Genomic DNA, 15969 nt, shown 5'->3' with positions numbered 1-15969 from the left:
TAAGACGACGCCGGCTCTCAAAAAAATCTCAGTCCGGGCGCAATGTGTTCAGCACTACGCCGTATTCCGGAGTGCCGCTTTGACATTCATCAAATTGACGCCCCTCTTTCAGCACGACGATGCGGTCTGCGAATTCCGCCTCGCGGCGATTATGGGTGATGACCACGACGGTCCTGCCCTCCGCCGAGGCAAACAGGCGGGCAAGCACGTCGCGGGCGGTCTCGCCGTCCAGCCCTTCCGTCACCTCGTCGAGAAGCCAGAGGGGCTTGTCGGTGAGCAGGAAGCGGGCCAGCGCAAGCCGGCGCGACTGGCCGCCGGAAAGCCCCTGTCCCGCTTCGCCAAGCCTCGCCTCCAGTCGACCCGGCATGGCCTTGACGTGTTCGGCAAGGCCCGCCGCCGTGAGGACCTCCCACAACTGGCTCTCGGTCGCGGCAGGATTTGCCAGCCTTAGATTGTCGGCGATGCTGTCGCGGAAGATCTGGCTTCTCTGTGTCATAGGGCTGGACGGCAGCGCGCTGACCGTGCCTGCCGACGGCTGCAATTCGCCCGCCAGCAGCTGGATGAGGCTTGTCTTGCCCGCGCCGCTTGGACCGACGATCGCAAGCCTTTCTCCGGCGCAGATCTCAAGCTCGATACCGGTCAGCACTACTTTGCCTTCACGTTCGAGGCGCACGCCCTGAAGCTTGGCCGCAATGCCGCCAGCCGGCAGGGGCGGACAGTGCAACGCAGCTGCAGGCGCGAGCCGTGGTGCAATGCGGCGTGCGGAAAAAAGCGTTCGTCCCAGTTCCATCGCACCACGGCGCAGCGCCGTGAACGGCTCCAGCGCTGCCAGACAGACCAGCAGGCCAAGCGCCGCGGCGGGCGCACCGAGCTTTTCCTGCTCCGCCAGCCAGGCCACGCCGAGAAGCGTCGCGCTCAAAAGTACCGCCGTTGCAACGCCGAAGGAAAACCCGGCATTCGTCTCAATGCGGTTCAAAGCTTCATCACAATCGAGCAGATAATCATCGGCCCGTTTCACCGCCTCGACCTGTGAGGCAAGCCGGCCGGCCACGAGCAGTTCCGCCTGCCCGCCGACAAGATCCGCCGCGCGAGCGCGTAGCGCCTCCAGACCGACCGCCCTTCGGCGCGAGAATTTCTCCGCCCGCACAGCTGCGCGCACCGCAATACCGAGGCCGGAAGCGACAAGAAACAATGCAGCCAGAAGACCGGCAAGCGGATCGATGAAAGCAAGCCAGATGCCGGTTGCGATCGCCGCAAGGGCCGCGACGGCCGCGGGAAGCAGCACACGCAGGTAGAGTGAATCCAGCGCATCGATATCCGCTGTCAGCCGGTTCAAAAGGCGCGCCGGCCTTGCCTGGAGATTTTTCGCCGCCTGCGGCGCTGCAAAACCGCGAAACAGCTTTTCCCGAAGTGCCGCGAGGATGGAAAGCGTGGCCTCGTGGGTCGTCATGCGCTCACCATACCGCGCGGCGGTGCGGGCCAGCGCGAGAAGGCGAATGGCGGCTGAAGGTGCAAAAACGTCGAAAGCATAAGCTGTCGCCGGAAGCAGGCCGGCAATGGCGGTGGCCGTGATAAACCAGCCGGATATGCCAAGCAGACCGATGCCAGCCAGCACTGTAGTCGCCGCAAGAACCGCACCGGCCAGCAACATGCCGCTCCGTGCCGACCAGAAGAGGGCGATAACGGGTTTCAATATGGCGAAGCGTGACATCATGAGGGATCTCCCGATCTCACCGCCGCCATATCCACGACCCTGTCCATGCGCGCGGCCAGCACCGGATCATGGGTCGCGACGATCAACGTCCTTCCCTTTGCCAGTTGCAGCAGGTTTTCCGTAACGAGTTCGGCCGTCTCGCGGTCGAGATGCGCCGTTGGCTCATCGGCCAGAATGAGCCGTGCGGCGGGGTCGGCGAAGGCACGGGCAATGGCGAGCCGCACCGCTTCACCGCCGGAAATGCCATGGCCGCCATCTCCCACCGGCAGATGCCCGCGGGAAGACGACAATTGATCGAGGCCGGTGCTTTCAAGCGCCTTGTCAACCATGCTCCGCGTGATGCCGGCCCGGCCGAAGCGAATGTTCGCCTCCAGCGAGCCGGCTGTGAAAAACGGCTTCTGGCCAATCCACCCGATGGATTTGCGCAGTATGTCCGCCGTCTCATCGCCGAGTACGGTGCCGCCGATTTTTATCGTGCCGCCCTGTGCCTTGGCGAGCCCGGCAATAAGGGAGAGCACCGTGGATTTGCCGCAACCGGAGGGTCCGAGAAGTGCCACTGTTTCACCCGCCCGGACATTGAAATCGAAATTTCGAAGCACGGGCGATGCACCGGGATAGGCGAAGGTCAGGTCATGCATATCCACGGTTGCCGGCGTCGCAACTGTCACGTCCGGCGCGTCCTTGCCCGTGCCTGCAATAGCCGCCCCACCCTTCGCCAGATTGTCGAGCGCGCCGAGCGCAGCCTCGCCGGCCGCCCGGTCGTGCCAGACGGCGGACAATTCCCGCAGAGGCTCGAAAAATGCTGGCGCGAGAAGCAAGATGAAAAGACCTTCGGCAAGCGTCAGTTTCTGACCCCACGCGCCGAAATCGAGAAAGCCGAGCAGATGGAAACCAATGTAAACGGCGGTCATGGCGACGCCGAGCGCCGCGAAAAGCTCAAGCACTGCCGATGAGAGAAAGGCGATCCTGAGCACCGCCATCGTTCGCTTCTTGAGATTCTGCGCATCGGCGCTCAGGTGTGTGGCCGTTAGATCGACCGCTTCCAGCGCCCGAATCGTTTCCAGCCCGCGCAGCCGGTCGAGCAGGAAGGCGTTCATATTGCCGGCCTCAACAAGCTGCTTTTCACTGGCGGCCTTGGCCTGCCAGCCAATCAAAGCCATGAACAGCGGAATGGTCGGCATGGCAAGCAAAAGCACCAGCGCCGCGATCCAGCTGAACGGAAGGATGACGAGGGCATATGCCACGGGAACGATCGTTGCCTTCATCCTTGCCGGCTGAAAACGGGAAAGATAGGGCACCAGTGCCTCCGACGTTTCGGCGACGACAGCTGCCACCTCACCGGAAGCCGTTCGCGAGAGGTCGAGCGGGGAGACCCTGGCGAGGGCGTGGAGCGCTTCCAGCCGCCGCTGCGAAAGAGCCGCCCGCGCTATACGGAACGACATGCGCGCTGCGGTTTTTTCCAGAAGGGCCTTGAGGATACCGAGAAGAAAAATGGCGGCAGCCGGCGGCAGGAGCGCCATCATTGGCGCACCATCAGCAATTTTTCCGACGGAAAAGGCAAGCAGACCCGCCTGTAGCAACCAGAACAGCGAAACGAGAACATGCAGCAGGGAAGCCGATCTTGCCGCCGCCGGTGCGTGCATTTTTTGCGGGGTGGGCGCTTTATCGGCGCGGGGCTTGCGGCCAGGAATGGAAAAGACCCGCCGCGTACCGAGCGACAGTGCAACCGGCGCGGAACAGCCGTCATCGCGGCTGTCGGCCAAGGGAGGGGTCTGGGCTGACATGGTCATGATCGCCTTAGCCGTCCTTTTTCGCGACGCGGGGCCGACCAAGGGAAACGATCTTGTCCTTGGCCTCCAGAAGCTTGGTGACTTTGGAGCCGAGCGCCAGAAGAGAAGCCAGCCGTTCCGTCTCCAGCCTTTTCACATCGTCATACCAACCCGTGAGCTGCTCGATCAGCGTCTTCATCTCATCGATACGCCTCTGCGCATGACGCTCATCTTCGTTTTCCGGCGTTTCCATCAGGATTTCCCGAAGCACGCTGAGGGTCGGATCGATTTCGCGTTTCTTGCGCTCCTCAGCAAGCGTTCGCAGGATGTGCCAGACATCCTCAGGCGTCGTGAAAAAATCACGCCTGTCTCCGGGGAAGTGCTTGAGGATTGCCAGGTTCCAGGCTTGCAGTTCCTTGAGGCTCATCGACACGTTGGACCGCGAAATGCCGAGCGCCTCCACAATATCGTCCGCGCAGAGCGGCTGTGGCGATATGTAAAGCAGAGCATAAACTTGGCCGACAGTGCGGTTGATGCCCCAGCGGCTGCCCATCTCACCGAAATGCAGCACGAAGGACTGAACGAGTGGAGAGAGATTGGAAGGCATTTCTCTTCCTTCTGAATTTTCAGTAATTTCTGAAATTTCGATAACGCAAAAATCGACTGGCGGCAAATCACCTTTTTGACCTGCGTCAAAATGTGCAAATGGGCAGAGACGACGCTGGTATAGACGGTCCTGGGTGCAGTCCGGGCAAAATATGCGGCAGTCGTGTTGGGGGTATGACAGGCTGGAGCGTTTGCTGGCGTCCGTCACTTTCCCTCCGTCATTCCGGTCTTGAGCCGGAATCCAGCCAGCCCAAGTCCTTGGGCCGCAAGGACTCTCTCGTCGCGCAGACGCGTGTCGGCTGGATTCCGGCTCAAGGCCGGAATGAAGTCTCCGAAGCAGTCGATGATATCGATAACATCTACGCGAGTCGCTACGACCAACAATCAGCCCAAAAAAATTGGCGGCGGGATAACCCGCCGCCAATCGAAACGTCGGCGTATTCGCACGTAGAAACCTTGCTTACGAGAAAGCGATCTGAACCTTCATGGCGCGGCTGCGGTCGGAAGCGAATTCGAAGGCCGAGATGGCATCGGCGAGATCAACGGTCTGGGTGATGAAAGGTTTGACATCGATCAGGCCCTTTTGCATCAATTCAACGCCGGTTGCGAATTCCTCATGGAAGCGGAAGGAACCGCGCAGATCGAGTTCCTTGGCGGTGATCGCCATCATCGGCAAGCTCATATCGCCGCCAAGGCCAAGCTGGACGATGATGCCGCGCGGGCGAAGCGCCGCGATGCCGCCGGCAAGCGCCACGGCGGCGCCTGAGCATTCATAGAGAATATCGAAGGTTCCCTTGTTCGCACCGTAGGCGGCAAGCGCGTCGGGCTCGTCCTTGCTATTGATGACGCGATCCGCACCCGCCTCACGCGCCTTGCCAAGCGTGAAATCGGAAAGATCGGTGGCGACGATCTCAGATGCACCGGCGCGGCGCGCGGCCAGAATGGAGAGGATACCGATCGGGCCGCAGCCCGTGACCAGCACACGTTTTCCCAGCATATCACCGGCTCGGCGGGTGGCGTGCAGCGTTACCGCCAGCGGTTCCGCCATGGCGGCCTCACCGGCGCTCAGGCCATCGGCCGGCACGCATTGCAGGGCATCGGCCACCAGGACCTCGCGGAAGGCGCCCTGAATATGCGGGAAAGGCATGGCGCTGCCATAAAACCGCATGTTCAGGCACTGGTTGTGCAGGCCTTCCTGGCAGAAGCGGCAGGTTCGGCACGGGCGGGATGGCGAAACCGCAACCAGACCACCGATCTTCAGCCCATCGACGCCTTCGCCCAGTTCCTCAATGACGGCGGAGACCTCATGGCCCAGCACCATCGGTTCACGCAGCCGCACGGCGCCGAAACCGCCATGATTGTAATAGTGCAGATCACTGCCGCAGATTCCGCCCCTGGCCAGACGGAGCCGCACCTCACCCGGTCCCGGCTTTTCCTCCGGCCGGTCTTCGATGCGCACATCCTTTGCCCCGTGGGCGACAATCGCTTTCATGACAACTCCCGTTCAAGCGCGCGCCATTATGGCGCATAAAATTCTTCATCCCATTGCTGCCGCAAGATGCGCCTCGACGCGCCTTGTCAGTTCGCCACCCGCCCGATACGTACCGAAAGCGGGCGCATCAGCCTTGACATCCGCCCTCAAACGGATGAATGTTATCGGTAACATATACTTTCAAGAATGCAATGTCGAGAGACTGGAGGAAACAGTGGGCCTTAATTTGTTCGATCTTTCCGGCCGCCGCGCCCTGATCACGGGTTCGTCCCAGGGCATCGGGTTGGCGCTGGCGCACGGGCTGGCGGAAGCAGGGGCGGAAGTGGTGCTGAACGGGCGCGATGAGGTGAAGCTGAAGGCGGCGGCAGCGGGCATCAAGGGTGCCAGAACGCTTGCCTTCGATGCTACCGATCACGGCGCGGTGCGCGAGGCGATCGACCGTTTCGAAGCGGAGGTCGGCCCCATCGATATCCTCGTCAACAATGCCGGTATGCAACACCGAACGCCGCTGGAGGATTTTCCGGCGGATGCCTTCGAGCGCCTGCTGCAAACCAACGTCGCCTCGGTGTTTCACGCCGGGCAGGCTGCCGCGCGCCACATGATCGGCCGCGGCCGTGGCAAGATCATCAACATCGCCAGCGTGCAGACCGCCCTTGCCCGCCCCGGCATCGCCCCCTACACCGCCACCAAGGGTGCCGTTGGCAACCTGACAAAAGGCATGGCGACGGACTGGGCCAAATATGGACTGCAGTGTAACGCCATTGCGCCCGGTTATTTCGACACCCCGCTCAACGCCGCCCTTGTTGCGGACGAGACCTTTTCGGCATGGCTTGAAAAGCGTACGCCGGCCGGTCGCTGGGGCAAGGTCGAAGAGCTCGTCGGCGCCTGCATTTTCCTGTCGTCCGATGCCTCATCCTTCGTGAACGGCCACATTCTCTACGTCGACGGCGGCATTACCGCCTCGCTTTGACACCCCAGGCCCGGATGGCCGGCTGCACCGCCATCCGGGCTTGAACGACGACACCACGACGCTTTGGGAGGAGGCCGTGACCACCATGACCGAGAAGAACAAAGTTGCACTGATCGGCGCAGGCGCCATGGGCGGGGCGATCGGGACACGGCTCATAGAGACCGGCAATCAGCTGACGGTTTTCGATCTGGATGCGGAAAAGGTGGCGGCACTGACGAGCCTCGGCGCGCAGAGCGCGAGCACAGCGGCGGAAGCAGCGTCGATTTCCGATGTGGTCATTCTCAGCCTCAATTCGCCGAAAATCGTTCGCATCGCCGTCTTCGGCAAGGATGGCGTCGCGGCGGGGGCGAAGCCCGGCACGCTCATCATCGACATGTCTTCCATCGATCCGGAAGCCACAAAGGAACTTGCAGCCGATGCCGCCGAAAAGGACCTGCGCTGGGTGGACAGCCCGCTTTCGGGCGGCGCGCCCAAGGCGCTTGTCGGCCAACTGACGCTTATGGCCGGGGGCAGCGAAAAGGATGTGGCCGATGCGCATCGCGTGCTGCGACATGTGGCCACCAATTACACCCATATGGGACCCTGCGGCGCAGGGCAGACCACGAAACTCATCAACCAGGTTCTGTGCGGTCTGAACTTCCTTGCTGTAGCGGAAGCGACGCAACTGGCGCTGGACGCCGGCGTCGATGCCGCAAAAATTCCGCAGGCACTGAAGGGTGGCCGCGCCGACAGCGCCATCCTGCAGGAGTACATGCCGCGTTACGTGGCAAGGGATTACCGCCGCACCGGCCGGATCGACAATATGGTGAAGGACCTGAACGGCGCGCAGGATCTCGCCCGACGCACCAACACGGCCATGCCGCTGACGGCTGTTTGCGCCGAGGTGCACCGGATGCTCACGGCAGCAGGGCTCGGTGGAGAGGACCAGGCAGCGCTTATGGAGTTTTTCAGCGGCGCAAAGCGAAGCTTTCCGGACTGATTGACCGGCAGACAGGGGATGGCAGGAGCCTGTTGATACAGTCCCTGCGAGCCATTGCGAAATTGTCTTTCAGCGAAGATGATCAGGCGAATCGGCACGGCAGTGGCCCCGATGACAGCAGACGCATGTATGCAAAGGACAATTTCCCGATGACCACCTCCGCGACAGGCACGGGAATTGCCAGTCTGACCGTTTCCGGAACCGGTTTCATTGCCGAAATCGCTTATCAAGGGGCGACGCTTCTGAGCTGGCGGCCGGTCTCTGCCGATGGCAGCGGAGGCGAAAATCTCGTCGACGGATATTCGACGCCCGCCGAAATGCAGTCCCAAAATGGCGTGAGGAACGGCATTCTCGCGCCCTTCTCCAACCGCATCCTGGATGGTCGGTTTAGTTTTGCCGGGCAGACGCACCGCATTGAGCCGGTGCTTGCCCATGAAGCCCTCGTCTTCCACGGATTTGCCAGAGCCCTGCCCTTCGTCCTCGCCCAGTCATCGGAGGAAAACGGCACTCATACTCTCATCTTCCGTGCCGAAATATCGCCTGCGGATTTCAGCGGTTACCCTTACCGTCTCGCCATCGAAGTGGAATATCGCTTCGTCGGCCGTGACGTTACCATCGACATACGCGGCATCAACCGCGACGGCCGGCCCCTGCCCTTCGCCGCCGGCTGGCATCCCTATTTCCGCCTGCCCGGCACCACGTCCATCGACGACCTTCTCCTCACTCTGCCTTCGCGAACAGCAATTGAAACAAACGAGTATCTCATCCCCCTGCGAAACCCACAGGGCGGGTTACTCAAACGGAACGACACCCTTTTTCTCCATACCCCGCTGGCCGGGCATGTGGTCGATGCCTGTTTCACCGATCTGATTGCATCCGCAAACGGGCTTTACGAGACGAGGCTCGAAAACCCGCATGACGGCTCAAGCCTGACGATCTGGCAGGAGCGTGGGCACATGCATGTCTTTACCGGGGATACGCTCGCACGCGACAGGCGGCGCTCCATCGCGCTCGAACCCGTGGAAACGCCGACCAACGCCTTCAACCAGACGGAACTCGCGGATGCAATCACGCTGCAACCGGGCGAGACGCGAAGCTTCCGCTTTGGCGTCCGTTTCAAGGCAGCACGCTGATCAAGGTTCGATAGCCCTCAGATATGCGTCGTCGGCAGCGAAGACGACAGTTTCACCGTCTCCATGGAGATATAGGCGGACATGTCGTAAAGCTGCACGCGGCGCAGAATCTGTTTGTAGACCGTGTCGTAATATTCGACATTCGGCAGTACGAGCTTCAGAATATAATCAAAATTGCCGGTGAGCCGGTGAACCTCGACGATTTCAGGGATGGTGCTGACCGCGGCATGGAACCGGTCCAGCCAGTCCTCCGCATGAAGGCCCGTTCTTACCAGCAGGAAAACCGTGGTCGGAAGATTGATCTTCCGCCGGTCGAGCAGCGCCATGGTGCCTGTCACGTAACCTTCCGTTCGTAGCCGCGTGATGCGGCGCGAACAGGCCGATAGCGACAGGGAAACTTCCTCTGCGATATCGGCGAGCGGGGTTTCGGCATTTTCCTGGAGAATCGCAAGGATTCGGCGGTCGCGGTCATCAATCATCAGTGAACAATGCACGGGTTAATGGAAGCGCGCAAGAAATTTGCGACATCGGGACAGAAAGCGCGCCGAGTTTGCATCCAGGCCACGAAAACTGCGCAAAAACGCATGCCGTTTTCGTTGCGACGATGGCATTCTTATTTCAATCAAAGTTGAAAAGGGAACTCTTATGAAACGGATCGGCCTGATCGGCGGCATGAGCTGGGAATCCACCGCAACCTATTACCGCATGATCAACGAGGCGGTTCGCGACAGCCGCGGCGGTCTGGTCTCGGCCGATATCGTCATGCATTCGCTCGATTTTTCCGAGGTCGTCGCCCTTCAGAAGGCAGACCGCTGGGATGAGGCCGGCGCGCTTCTGGGTGCAGCAGGCGCGCGCCTTGCCAATGCCGGCGCCGATTGTGTACTGATCTGCACCAATACCATGCATCTCGTTGCCGACACCGTTGCGAAAATGTCCGGCGTGGCGCTGATTGACATCATCGACGAGACCGCAGCCGCCCTGAAAACGGACGGACGCCGCAAGCCGCTGCTGCTCGCCACCCGCTACACGATGGAACACGGTTTCTACACGGACCGGATGCGCCGCCACGGCGTCGACGTGGTCGTGCCGGATGCCGAAGACAGGGCCGCCATCCACGACATCATCTTCGGTGAATTGTGCCAGGGCGAGATCAAGTCCTGCTCGCGTGACCGCTATCTTGCGGTCATCGAGAAGGCTCGCGCACTCGGCGTTGATTCCGTCATTCTCGGTTGCACCGAAATTTCCCTGCTGATCGATCCCGACGCCCTGCCGCTGCCGGGTTACGATTCGACCGCCATTCACGCGAAGGCCGCCGTCGGTTTTGCGCTCGGAGACAAGGCATTCGATAGAGCTGCATGAATGTGCCGCCTCTTTGCCTATTCCGGTGAACCGGTCTGGCTCGACAGCCTGCTGATCGAGCCGGAAGCCTCGCTGGTCAGCCAGTCCATGGCAGCAAGGGAAGCCAAGACCGTCGTTAATGGTGATGGTTGCGGCCTTGGCTGGTATGGCGAACGCGGAACGCCCGGCGTCTTTCGCGACACGCGCCCCGCCTGGTCAGACGCCAATCTCGCAGCACTTTGCCACCAGCTTCGATCGGGCATGTTCATGGCGCATGTGCGATCCGCCACGTCGGGCGAAGTCTCGCGCGCCAATTGCCACCCCTTTGCGCATGGGAAATACCTTTTCATGCATAACGGCCAGATCGGTGGCTATGAGCAGATCAGGCGCGATATCGATTCCCTTATCCCCGATGACATCTATGCATCCCGACGCGGCACCGGCGATAGCGAAGCGATCTTCTTGATTGCCGCCGGCCATGGCCTTGAGGTGGACCCGGTCAATGCCATCTCTACCGCGCTGCGGCTTTGCCAGGAAAAGATGATGGCGGCAGGTGTCTCTTCCGCATTGAGATTCAGCGCCGTTCTGATGGATGGTGATTGCGTTCACGCCTTCCGCTGGTCAAGCGATGACAAGCCGCCGACACTTTACTGGCGCGGTCTGGACGAAGGCATTGCGTTGAGTTCGGAACCCTTTTCCTTCGATTGTGCTCCCTGGTGCGCCGTTCCACCAAATACCAGCGTGACGATCCGCGCCGGAAAAATGACGACACAGGCTTTTTTCCTTCCGTAATCCCGGCTTTGCTGGCCGCATTTTCCCGGTTTCGCGGCGTCGCTTCCGTCGACCGGTGCGGCTGCCGCGATGCCTCGTTTATTTTCATTGAATTTTTGCAGCCGCGAAGGCTAGTGTGTGGTCCATGGCGTCGGATCGGAATAAGCACGATTTTCGGCTCGACGCGCAAAACGGAATATTAGAGCGAAACAGATTTCAGGACCGGTGAACCATTTAGAAGTGTTGCAGCCTCTCCCTTTCTTGCACGTTGCCCGCCATCGCGAAGACCATGCAAACCCGTTCAGGACCGACCCATAATGGGCCGGCAATCCCTTCGGCGATCCTCGGAACGCAGAGTAAAAAGTCTTATTTTTCATCACCCTAGGCCGTTCAACTTTCCGAAAAAATTGCTGTTGCCACACCTCCATATCGATGCATAAACTGGCATCAGCAAAGGCAACACGGATCGACCTCATCAGACCCTCTCCTCCCACCAAGGTGCTGACCGACCAATGATCAATAATCTCAACGCCGCCGATCTCCCCCGTCCCGCGCCGCGCAGTTCCAACCCGGAAATCATGGCGTCGGAAATCATCGAACGCCTCACCTACCGTATCGGCAAGGACGTCAAGGTTGCCAAGCCGCATGACTGGCTGACCGCAACTATTCTGGTCGTACGCGACCGCATCATCGACAAGTGGATGGAATCCACCCGCAAGGCCTATGCCAACAATTCCAAGCGCGTTTATTACCTGTCGCTCGAATTCCTGATTGGCCGCCTGATGCGCGACGCCATCTCCAATATCGGCCTGATGCATGAAATCCGCGACGCGCTGTCATCGCTCGGCGTCGATCTTGACGTCATCGCCGGGCTGGAGCCGGATGCCGCGCTCGGCAATGGCGGCCTTGGCCGTCTCGCCGCCTGTTTCATGGAATCCATGGCGACCGTTGATATCCCCGCCTATGGTTACGGCATCCGTTACGTGCACGGCCTCTTCCGCCAGCAGATGGCAGATGGCTGGCAGGTGGAACTGCCGGAAACATGGCTTGCCCACGGTAACCCCTGGGAATTCGAACGCCGCGAAAGCTCCTACGAAATCGGCTTCGGCGGATCTGTAGAGACGATCGGCGGTTATGAAGATCCGCAGCGTTTCGTCTGGAAACCGGCCGAACGCGTCATCGCCATGGCCTATGACACGCCGGTCGTCGGCTGGCGCGGCACGCGCGTCAATACGCTCCGCCTCTGGTCGGCACAGCCGATCGATCCCATTCTGCTGGCTGCCTTCAACGCTGGCGACCACATCGGCGCGCTGCGTGAAAGCAACAAGGCGGAGAGCCTGACGCGGGTTCTTTATCCTGCTGACGCGACACCTGCCGGTCAGGAACTGCGCCTGCGGCAGGAATTCTTCTTCTCCTCCGCCTCCTTGCAGGACATTCTGCGCCGCCATCTGCAGCAATATCCGGATTTTACTTCGCTGCCGGAAAAGGTCTCGATCCAGCTAAACGATACACATCCGGCCATATCCATTGCGGAGATGATGCGCCTTCTATGCGATGTGCACGGGCTGGAATTTGATGAGGCCTGGAAGATCACCCAGGGTACCTTCTCCTACACCAATCACACGCTGCTGCCGGAGGCGCTGGAAAGCTGGCCCGTGCCGCTGCTCGAACGTCTTCTGCCCCGGCACATGCAGATCGTCTACGCCATCAACGCAAATACGCTGCTCTTTGCCCGTAAGGAAAAGAAGATGGCGGATCAGCAGATCCGCTCCATCTCGCTCATCGATGAAGGCGGCGAGCGCCGCGTGCGCATGGGCAATCTCGCTTTCATCGGCTCTCATTCGATCAACGGCGTTTCCGCCCTCCATACCGAGCTGATGAAGGAGACGGTCTTTGCCGATCTCCACGGCCTCTATCCTGACCGTATCAACAACAAGACCAACGGCATCACACCGCGCCGCTGGCTGATGCAGTGCAATCCCGGCCTCACCAGCCTGCTTCGCGAAACGATCGGCGACGATTTCCTCGATGATGCGGAAAAGCTGACAGCGCTCGACCGTTTCGCCGACGATGCCGCGTTCCGCGAGAAATTCGCCGAAGTTAAGCGTCTGAACAAGGTGCGCCTTGCCAATACGGTGGCGCAGCGCATGGGCATTCGCGTCGATCCGTCGGCCATGTTCGACATCCAGATCAAACGTATCCATGAATATAAGCGCCAGCTTCTGAACCTCGTGGAAACCGTCGCGCTTTACGACCAGATTCGTTCTCACCCGGAACTGGATTGGGTTCCGCGCGTTAAGTTCTTTGCAGGCAAAGCGGCGCCGAGTTACCACAACGCGAAGCTGATCATTAAGCTTGCCAACGATATTGCCCGGGTCATCAACAACGATCCGGCCGTGCGCGGGCTTCTGAAAGTGGTATTTGTTCCGAACTATAACGTCTCGCTCGCGGAAATCATGGTACCCGCCGCCGATCTCTCCGAACAGATCTCGACGGCCGGCATGGAAGCCTCCGGCACCGGCAACATGAAATTCGCCCTCAACGGCGCACTCACCATCGGCACGCTCGATGGCGCCAACGTTGAAATGCGCGATCATGTCGGTGAAGACAACATCGTCATTTTTGGCATGACGGCCGATGAGGTGGCCAGAGCCCGTGCAGAGGGTCACAATCCCCGCGCGATCATCGAAGGATCGTCGGAACTGTCGCAGGCCCTTTCGTCCATAGCATCAGGCGTCTTCTCGCCGGATGACCGCTCACGATTCGCCGGCCTGATCGACGGTATTTACAACAGCGACTGGTTCATGGTTGCCGCCGATTTCGACGCCTATGCCGGTGCGCAGCGAGAAGTAGATGCGATCTGGAGTAATCCGGATAGCTGGTACGCCAAAACAGTGCGCAATACGGCGCGCATGGGCTGGTTCTCGTCCGACAGGACTATCCGCCAATATGCCACCGAGATCTGGAGAGCCTGATGAAAAAACCGCTCAATTCGGCCGACGAGAAAAAGACTGGCGACATCACGAAGGCTGAAATCGAGGCGATCAAGAGCGGTTTGCATTCCAATCCCTTTGCCCTTCTCGGCGTTCACGAAACGCCGGAAGGGTTTTCTGCCCGCTGTTTCATTCCGGGTGCCGAGGAGGTTTCCGTCCTGACGCTGGACGGAAATTTCGTGGGAGAATTGAAGCAGCTGGACCCGGATGGCTTTTTTGAAGGCCCGATCGATATTTCGAAACGCCAGCCGGTGCGTTACCGCGCCTGCCGCGACGATGCCGAATGGGCTGTGACAGACCCCTACAGCTTCGGCCCGGTTCTCGGCCCCATGGATGATTATTTCGTCCGGGAAGGATCGCATCTGCGGCTGTTCGACAAGATGGGCGCACACCCGCTGAAGCTCGAAGGCGTTGAAGGTTTTCACTTCGCCGTCTGGGCGCCGAATGCGCGGCGCGTTTCCGTCGTCGGCGATTTCAACAATTGGGACGGCCGCCGGCATGTGATGCGTTTCCGCAAGGATACGGGCATCTGGGAAATCTTCGCGCCCGATGTCTATGCCGGTTGCGCCTACAAGTTCGAGATTCTCGGTGCAAACGGCGAGCTGCTGCCGCTGAAGGCCGACCCCTATGCCCGCCGCGCCGAGTTTCGGCCGAAGAACGCTTCCGTCACTACGCCCGAACTGACGCAAAAATGGGAAGATCAGGCCCATAGGGAGCATTGGGCGCAGGTGGACCAGCGCCGCCAGCCGATTAGCATCTATGAGGTGCATGCCGGCTCCTGGCAGCGCCGTGAGGACGGCACCTTCCTAAGCTGGGACGAGCTCGCCGCCCAGCTCATTCCCTATTGTACGGATATGGGCTTCACCCATATCGAGTTCCTGCCGATTACGGAACATCCCTATGACCCTTCCTGGGGTTACCAGACGACGGGTCTCTACGCCCCAAGCGCACGTTTTGGCGATCCCGAAGGGTTTGCCCGCTTCGTCAATGGCGCTCACAAGGTTGGCATCGGCGTTTTGCTGGACTGGGTTCCCGCCCATTTTCCGACCGACGAACATGGACTTCGCTGGTTCGATGGCACCGCACTCTATGAGCACGCCGATCCGCGTCAGGGTTTCCATCCCGACTGGAACACGGCGATCTATAATTTCGGCCGCGTCGAGGTCATGTCTTACCTCATCAACAACGCGCTTTACTGGGCTGAAAAATTCCATCTCGACGGCCTGCGCGTCGATGCGGTCGCCTCGATGCTCTATCTCGATTATTCCCGCAAGGAAGGCGAGTGGATCCCGAACGAATATGGCGGGCGTGAAAATCTCGAATCCGTGCGCTTCCTGCAGAAGATGAATTCCCTCGTTTATGGCACCCATCCGGGCGTCATGACGATTGCCGAGGAATCCACCTCCTGGCCGAAAGTGTCGCAGCCCGTTCATGAGGGTGGCCTCGGTTTCGGTTTCAAGTGGAACATGGGCTTCATGCACGACACGCTGAGTTATTTCTCGCGGGAGCCTGTGCATCGCAAGTTCCATCATCAGGAACTGACCTTCGGCCTGCTTTACGCCTTCACCGAAAATTTCGTGCTGCCGCTGTCCCACGACGAAGTCGTGCACGGCAAGGGGTCGCTGATCGCCAAAATGTCCGGCGATGACTGGCAGAAATTCGCCAATCTCCGCTCCTATTACGGCTTCATGTGGGGTTATCCCGGCAAGAAGCTGCTGTTCATGGGTCAGGAATTTGCGCAGTGGAGCGAATGGAGCGAAAAGGGCGCGCTCGACTGGAACCTGCGCCAATATCCGATGCATGAGGGCATGCGCCGCCTCGTGCGTGATCTCAACCTCACCTACCGATCCAAAGCCGCCCTGCATGCCCGGGACTGCGAACCTGACGGCTTCCGCTGGCTTGTGGTCGATGATCACGAGAATTCCGTCTTCGCCTGGCTGCGCACGGCGCCCGGCGAAAAGCCGGTCGCGGTCATCTGCAACCTCACCCCGGTCTATCGGGAAAACTATTATGTGCCGCTGCCCCAGGCGGGGCGGTGGAGGGAGATTCTCAACACCGATGCCGAAATTTATGGCGGCAGCGGCAAGGGAAATGGCGGACGCGTTCAGGCGGTCGATGCCGGCGGCGATATCGGGGCGATGCTCGTCCTGCCGCCGCTCGCCACGATCATGCTCGAGCCGGAAAACTGACAGACAGAGAGGGAG

General features: G+C 60.2%; 13 protein-coding genes. 7 read left to right on the top strand and 6 right to left on the bottom strand.

Annotated elements, in window-relative coordinates; genetic code table 11:
• Positions 1 to 28: 28 nt before the first annotated feature.
• The 5 genes from EYD00_RS19740 to EYD00_RS26215 form a co-directional block, all read right to left on the bottom strand.
• On the bottom strand, positions 29 to 1714 hold the full coding sequence (locus EYD00_RS19740; protein WP_022563451.1) for an amino acid ABC transporter ATP-binding/permease protein: 1686 nt from the start codon (positions 1712 to 1714) through the stop codon (positions 29 to 31).
• Positions 1711 to 3498, bottom strand: a complete 1788-nt coding sequence (gene cydD, locus EYD00_RS19735; RefSeq protein ID WP_502685807.1) for a thiol reductant ABC exporter subunit CydD — start codon at positions 3496 to 3498, stop codon at positions 1711 to 1713. The genes EYD00_RS19740 and cydD overlap by 4 nt, the downstream gene beginning before the upstream one ends.
• A gap of 13 nt (positions 3499 to 3511) precedes the next feature.
• Entirely contained in the window at positions 3512 to 4090 is a 579-nt protein-coding gene (locus EYD00_RS19730; protein ID WP_022563449.1) for a GbsR/MarR family transcriptional regulator, read from the bottom strand.
• Between the two features lie 459 nt (positions 4091 to 4549).
• A complete protein-coding gene (locus EYD00_RS19725; protein ID WP_034500219.1) occupies positions 4550 to 5581 on the bottom strand; it encodes an L-idonate 5-dehydrogenase in 1032 nt (343 codons plus the stop codon).
• A gap of 45 nt (positions 5582 to 5626) precedes the next feature.
• Complete coding sequence (locus tag EYD00_RS26215; protein ID WP_286084891.1) at positions 5627 to 5755, bottom strand: hypothetical protein; 129 nt, start codon at positions 5753 to 5755, stop codon at positions 5627 to 5629.
• Between the two features lie 40 nt (positions 5756 to 5795).
• On the opposite strand from EYD00_RS26215, the gene EYD00_RS19720 reads away from it, so the two are divergent.
• The 3 genes from EYD00_RS19720 (at position 5796) to EYD00_RS19710 (ending at position 8663) form a co-directional block, all read left to right on the top strand.
• Positions 5796 to 6551: an SDR family oxidoreductase gene (locus EYD00_RS19720; RefSeq protein ID WP_022563447.1), complete on the top strand. Its 756-nt coding sequence runs from the start codon at positions 5796 to 5798 to the stop codon at positions 6549 to 6551.
• An 85-nt stretch (positions 6552 to 6636) separates the two neighbouring features.
• On the top strand, positions 6637 to 7530 hold the full coding sequence (locus tag EYD00_RS19715) for an NAD(P)-dependent oxidoreductase (RefSeq protein WP_034500261.1): 894 nt from the start codon (positions 6637 to 6639) through the stop codon (positions 7528 to 7530).
• 149 nt (positions 7531 to 7679) lie between these two features.
• Positions 7680 to 8663, top strand: coding sequence for an aldose 1-epimerase (locus tag EYD00_RS19710; protein ID WP_022563445.1), 984 nt, complete (start codon positions 7680 to 7682; stop codon positions 8661 to 8663).
• 17 nt (positions 8664 to 8680) lie between these two features.
• Here EYD00_RS19710 and EYD00_RS19705 read toward each other — a convergent pair whose 3' ends face one another.
• Complete coding sequence (locus EYD00_RS19705) at positions 8681 to 9142, bottom strand: Lrp/AsnC family transcriptional regulator (RefSeq protein ID WP_003508584.1); 462 nt, start codon at positions 9140 to 9142, stop codon at positions 8681 to 8683.
• 166 nt (positions 9143 to 9308) lie between these two features.
• Here EYD00_RS19705 and EYD00_RS19700 point away from each other — a divergent pair, with 166 nt between their 5' ends.
• The 4 genes from EYD00_RS19700 (at position 9309) to glgB (ending at position 15954) form a co-directional block, all read left to right on the top strand.
• Positions 9309 to 10022, top strand: a complete 714-nt coding sequence (locus EYD00_RS19700) for an aspartate/glutamate racemase family protein (protein WP_006698095.1) — start codon at positions 9309 to 9311, stop codon at positions 10020 to 10022.
• Complete coding sequence (locus tag EYD00_RS19695) at positions 10023 to 10793, top strand: class II glutamine amidotransferase (RefSeq protein ID WP_022563444.1); 771 nt, start codon at positions 10023 to 10025, stop codon at positions 10791 to 10793.
• Between the two features lie 491 nt (positions 10794 to 11284).
• The gene (locus EYD00_RS19685; protein WP_022563443.1) at positions 11285 to 13747 is read left to right on the top strand and encodes a glycogen/starch/alpha-glucan phosphorylase; all 2463 of its coding nucleotides are present in this window, start codon (positions 11285 to 11287) and stop codon (positions 13745 to 13747) included.
• Positions 13747 to 15954: a 1,4-alpha-glucan branching protein GlgB gene (glgB, locus tag EYD00_RS19680; RefSeq protein ID WP_022563442.1), complete on the top strand. Its 2208-nt coding sequence runs from the start codon at positions 13747 to 13749 to the stop codon at positions 15952 to 15954. The genes EYD00_RS19685 and glgB overlap by 1 nt, the downstream gene beginning before the upstream one ends.
• The last annotated feature ends 15 nt before the right edge of the window (positions 15955 to 15969 follow it).

Origin of the sequence: Agrobacterium sp. 33MFTa1.1, from assembly GCF_004328495.1 — a bacterium.
In the GTDB taxonomy this organism is placed as follows: domain Bacteria; phylum Pseudomonadota; class Alphaproteobacteria; order Rhizobiales; family Rhizobiaceae; genus Agrobacterium; species Agrobacterium pusense.
This window is presented reverse-complemented; position numbering and strand designations above follow the sequence as displayed.

What these genes read in the sequence shown, in the direction of transcription:
- EYD00_RS19700 (WP_006698095.1), top strand. Translation starts at nt 9,309, where the DNA reads ATGAAACGGATCGGCCTGATCGGCGGCATGAGCTGGGAATCCACCGCA.
- cydD (WP_502685807.1), bottom strand. Translation starts at nt 3,498, where the DNA reads ATGTCAGCCCAGACCCCTCCCTTGGCCGACAGCCGCGATGACGGCTGT.
- glgB (WP_022563442.1), top strand. Translation starts at nt 13,747, where the DNA reads ATGAAAAAACCGCTCAATTCGGCCGACGAGAAAAAGACTGGCGACATC.
- EYD00_RS19685 (WP_022563443.1), top strand. Translation starts at nt 11,285, where the DNA reads ATGATCAATAATCTCAACGCCGCCGATCTCCCCCGTCCCGCGCCGCGC.
- EYD00_RS19695 (WP_022563444.1), top strand. Translation starts at nt 10,023, where the DNA reads ATGTGCCGCCTCTTTGCCTATTCCGGTGAACCGGTCTGGCTCGACAGC.
- EYD00_RS19710 (WP_022563445.1), top strand. Translation starts at nt 7,680, where the DNA reads ATGACCACCTCCGCGACAGGCACGGGAATTGCCAGTCTGACCGTTTCC.
- EYD00_RS19725 (WP_034500219.1), bottom strand. Translation starts at nt 5,581, where the DNA reads ATGAAAGCGATTGTCGCCCACGGGGCAAAGGATGTGCGCATCGAAGAC.
- EYD00_RS19715 (WP_034500261.1), top strand. Translation starts at nt 6,637, where the DNA reads ATGACCGAGAAGAACAAAGTTGCACTGATCGGCGCAGGCGCCATGGGC.
- EYD00_RS19740 (WP_022563451.1), bottom strand. Translation starts at nt 1,714, where the DNA reads ATGATGTCACGCTTCGCCATATTGAAACCCGTTATCGCCCTCTTCTGG.
- EYD00_RS19705 (WP_003508584.1), bottom strand. Translation starts at nt 9,142, where the DNA reads ATGATTGATGACCGCGACCGCCGAATCCTTGCGATTCTCCAGGAAAAT.
- EYD00_RS26215 (WP_286084891.1), bottom strand. Translation starts at nt 5,755, where the DNA reads ATGTTACCGATAACATTCATCCGTTTGAGGGCGGATGTCAAGGCTGAT.
- EYD00_RS19730 (WP_022563449.1), bottom strand. Translation starts at nt 4,090, where the DNA reads ATGCCTTCCAATCTCTCTCCACTCGTTCAGTCCTTCGTGCTGCATTTC.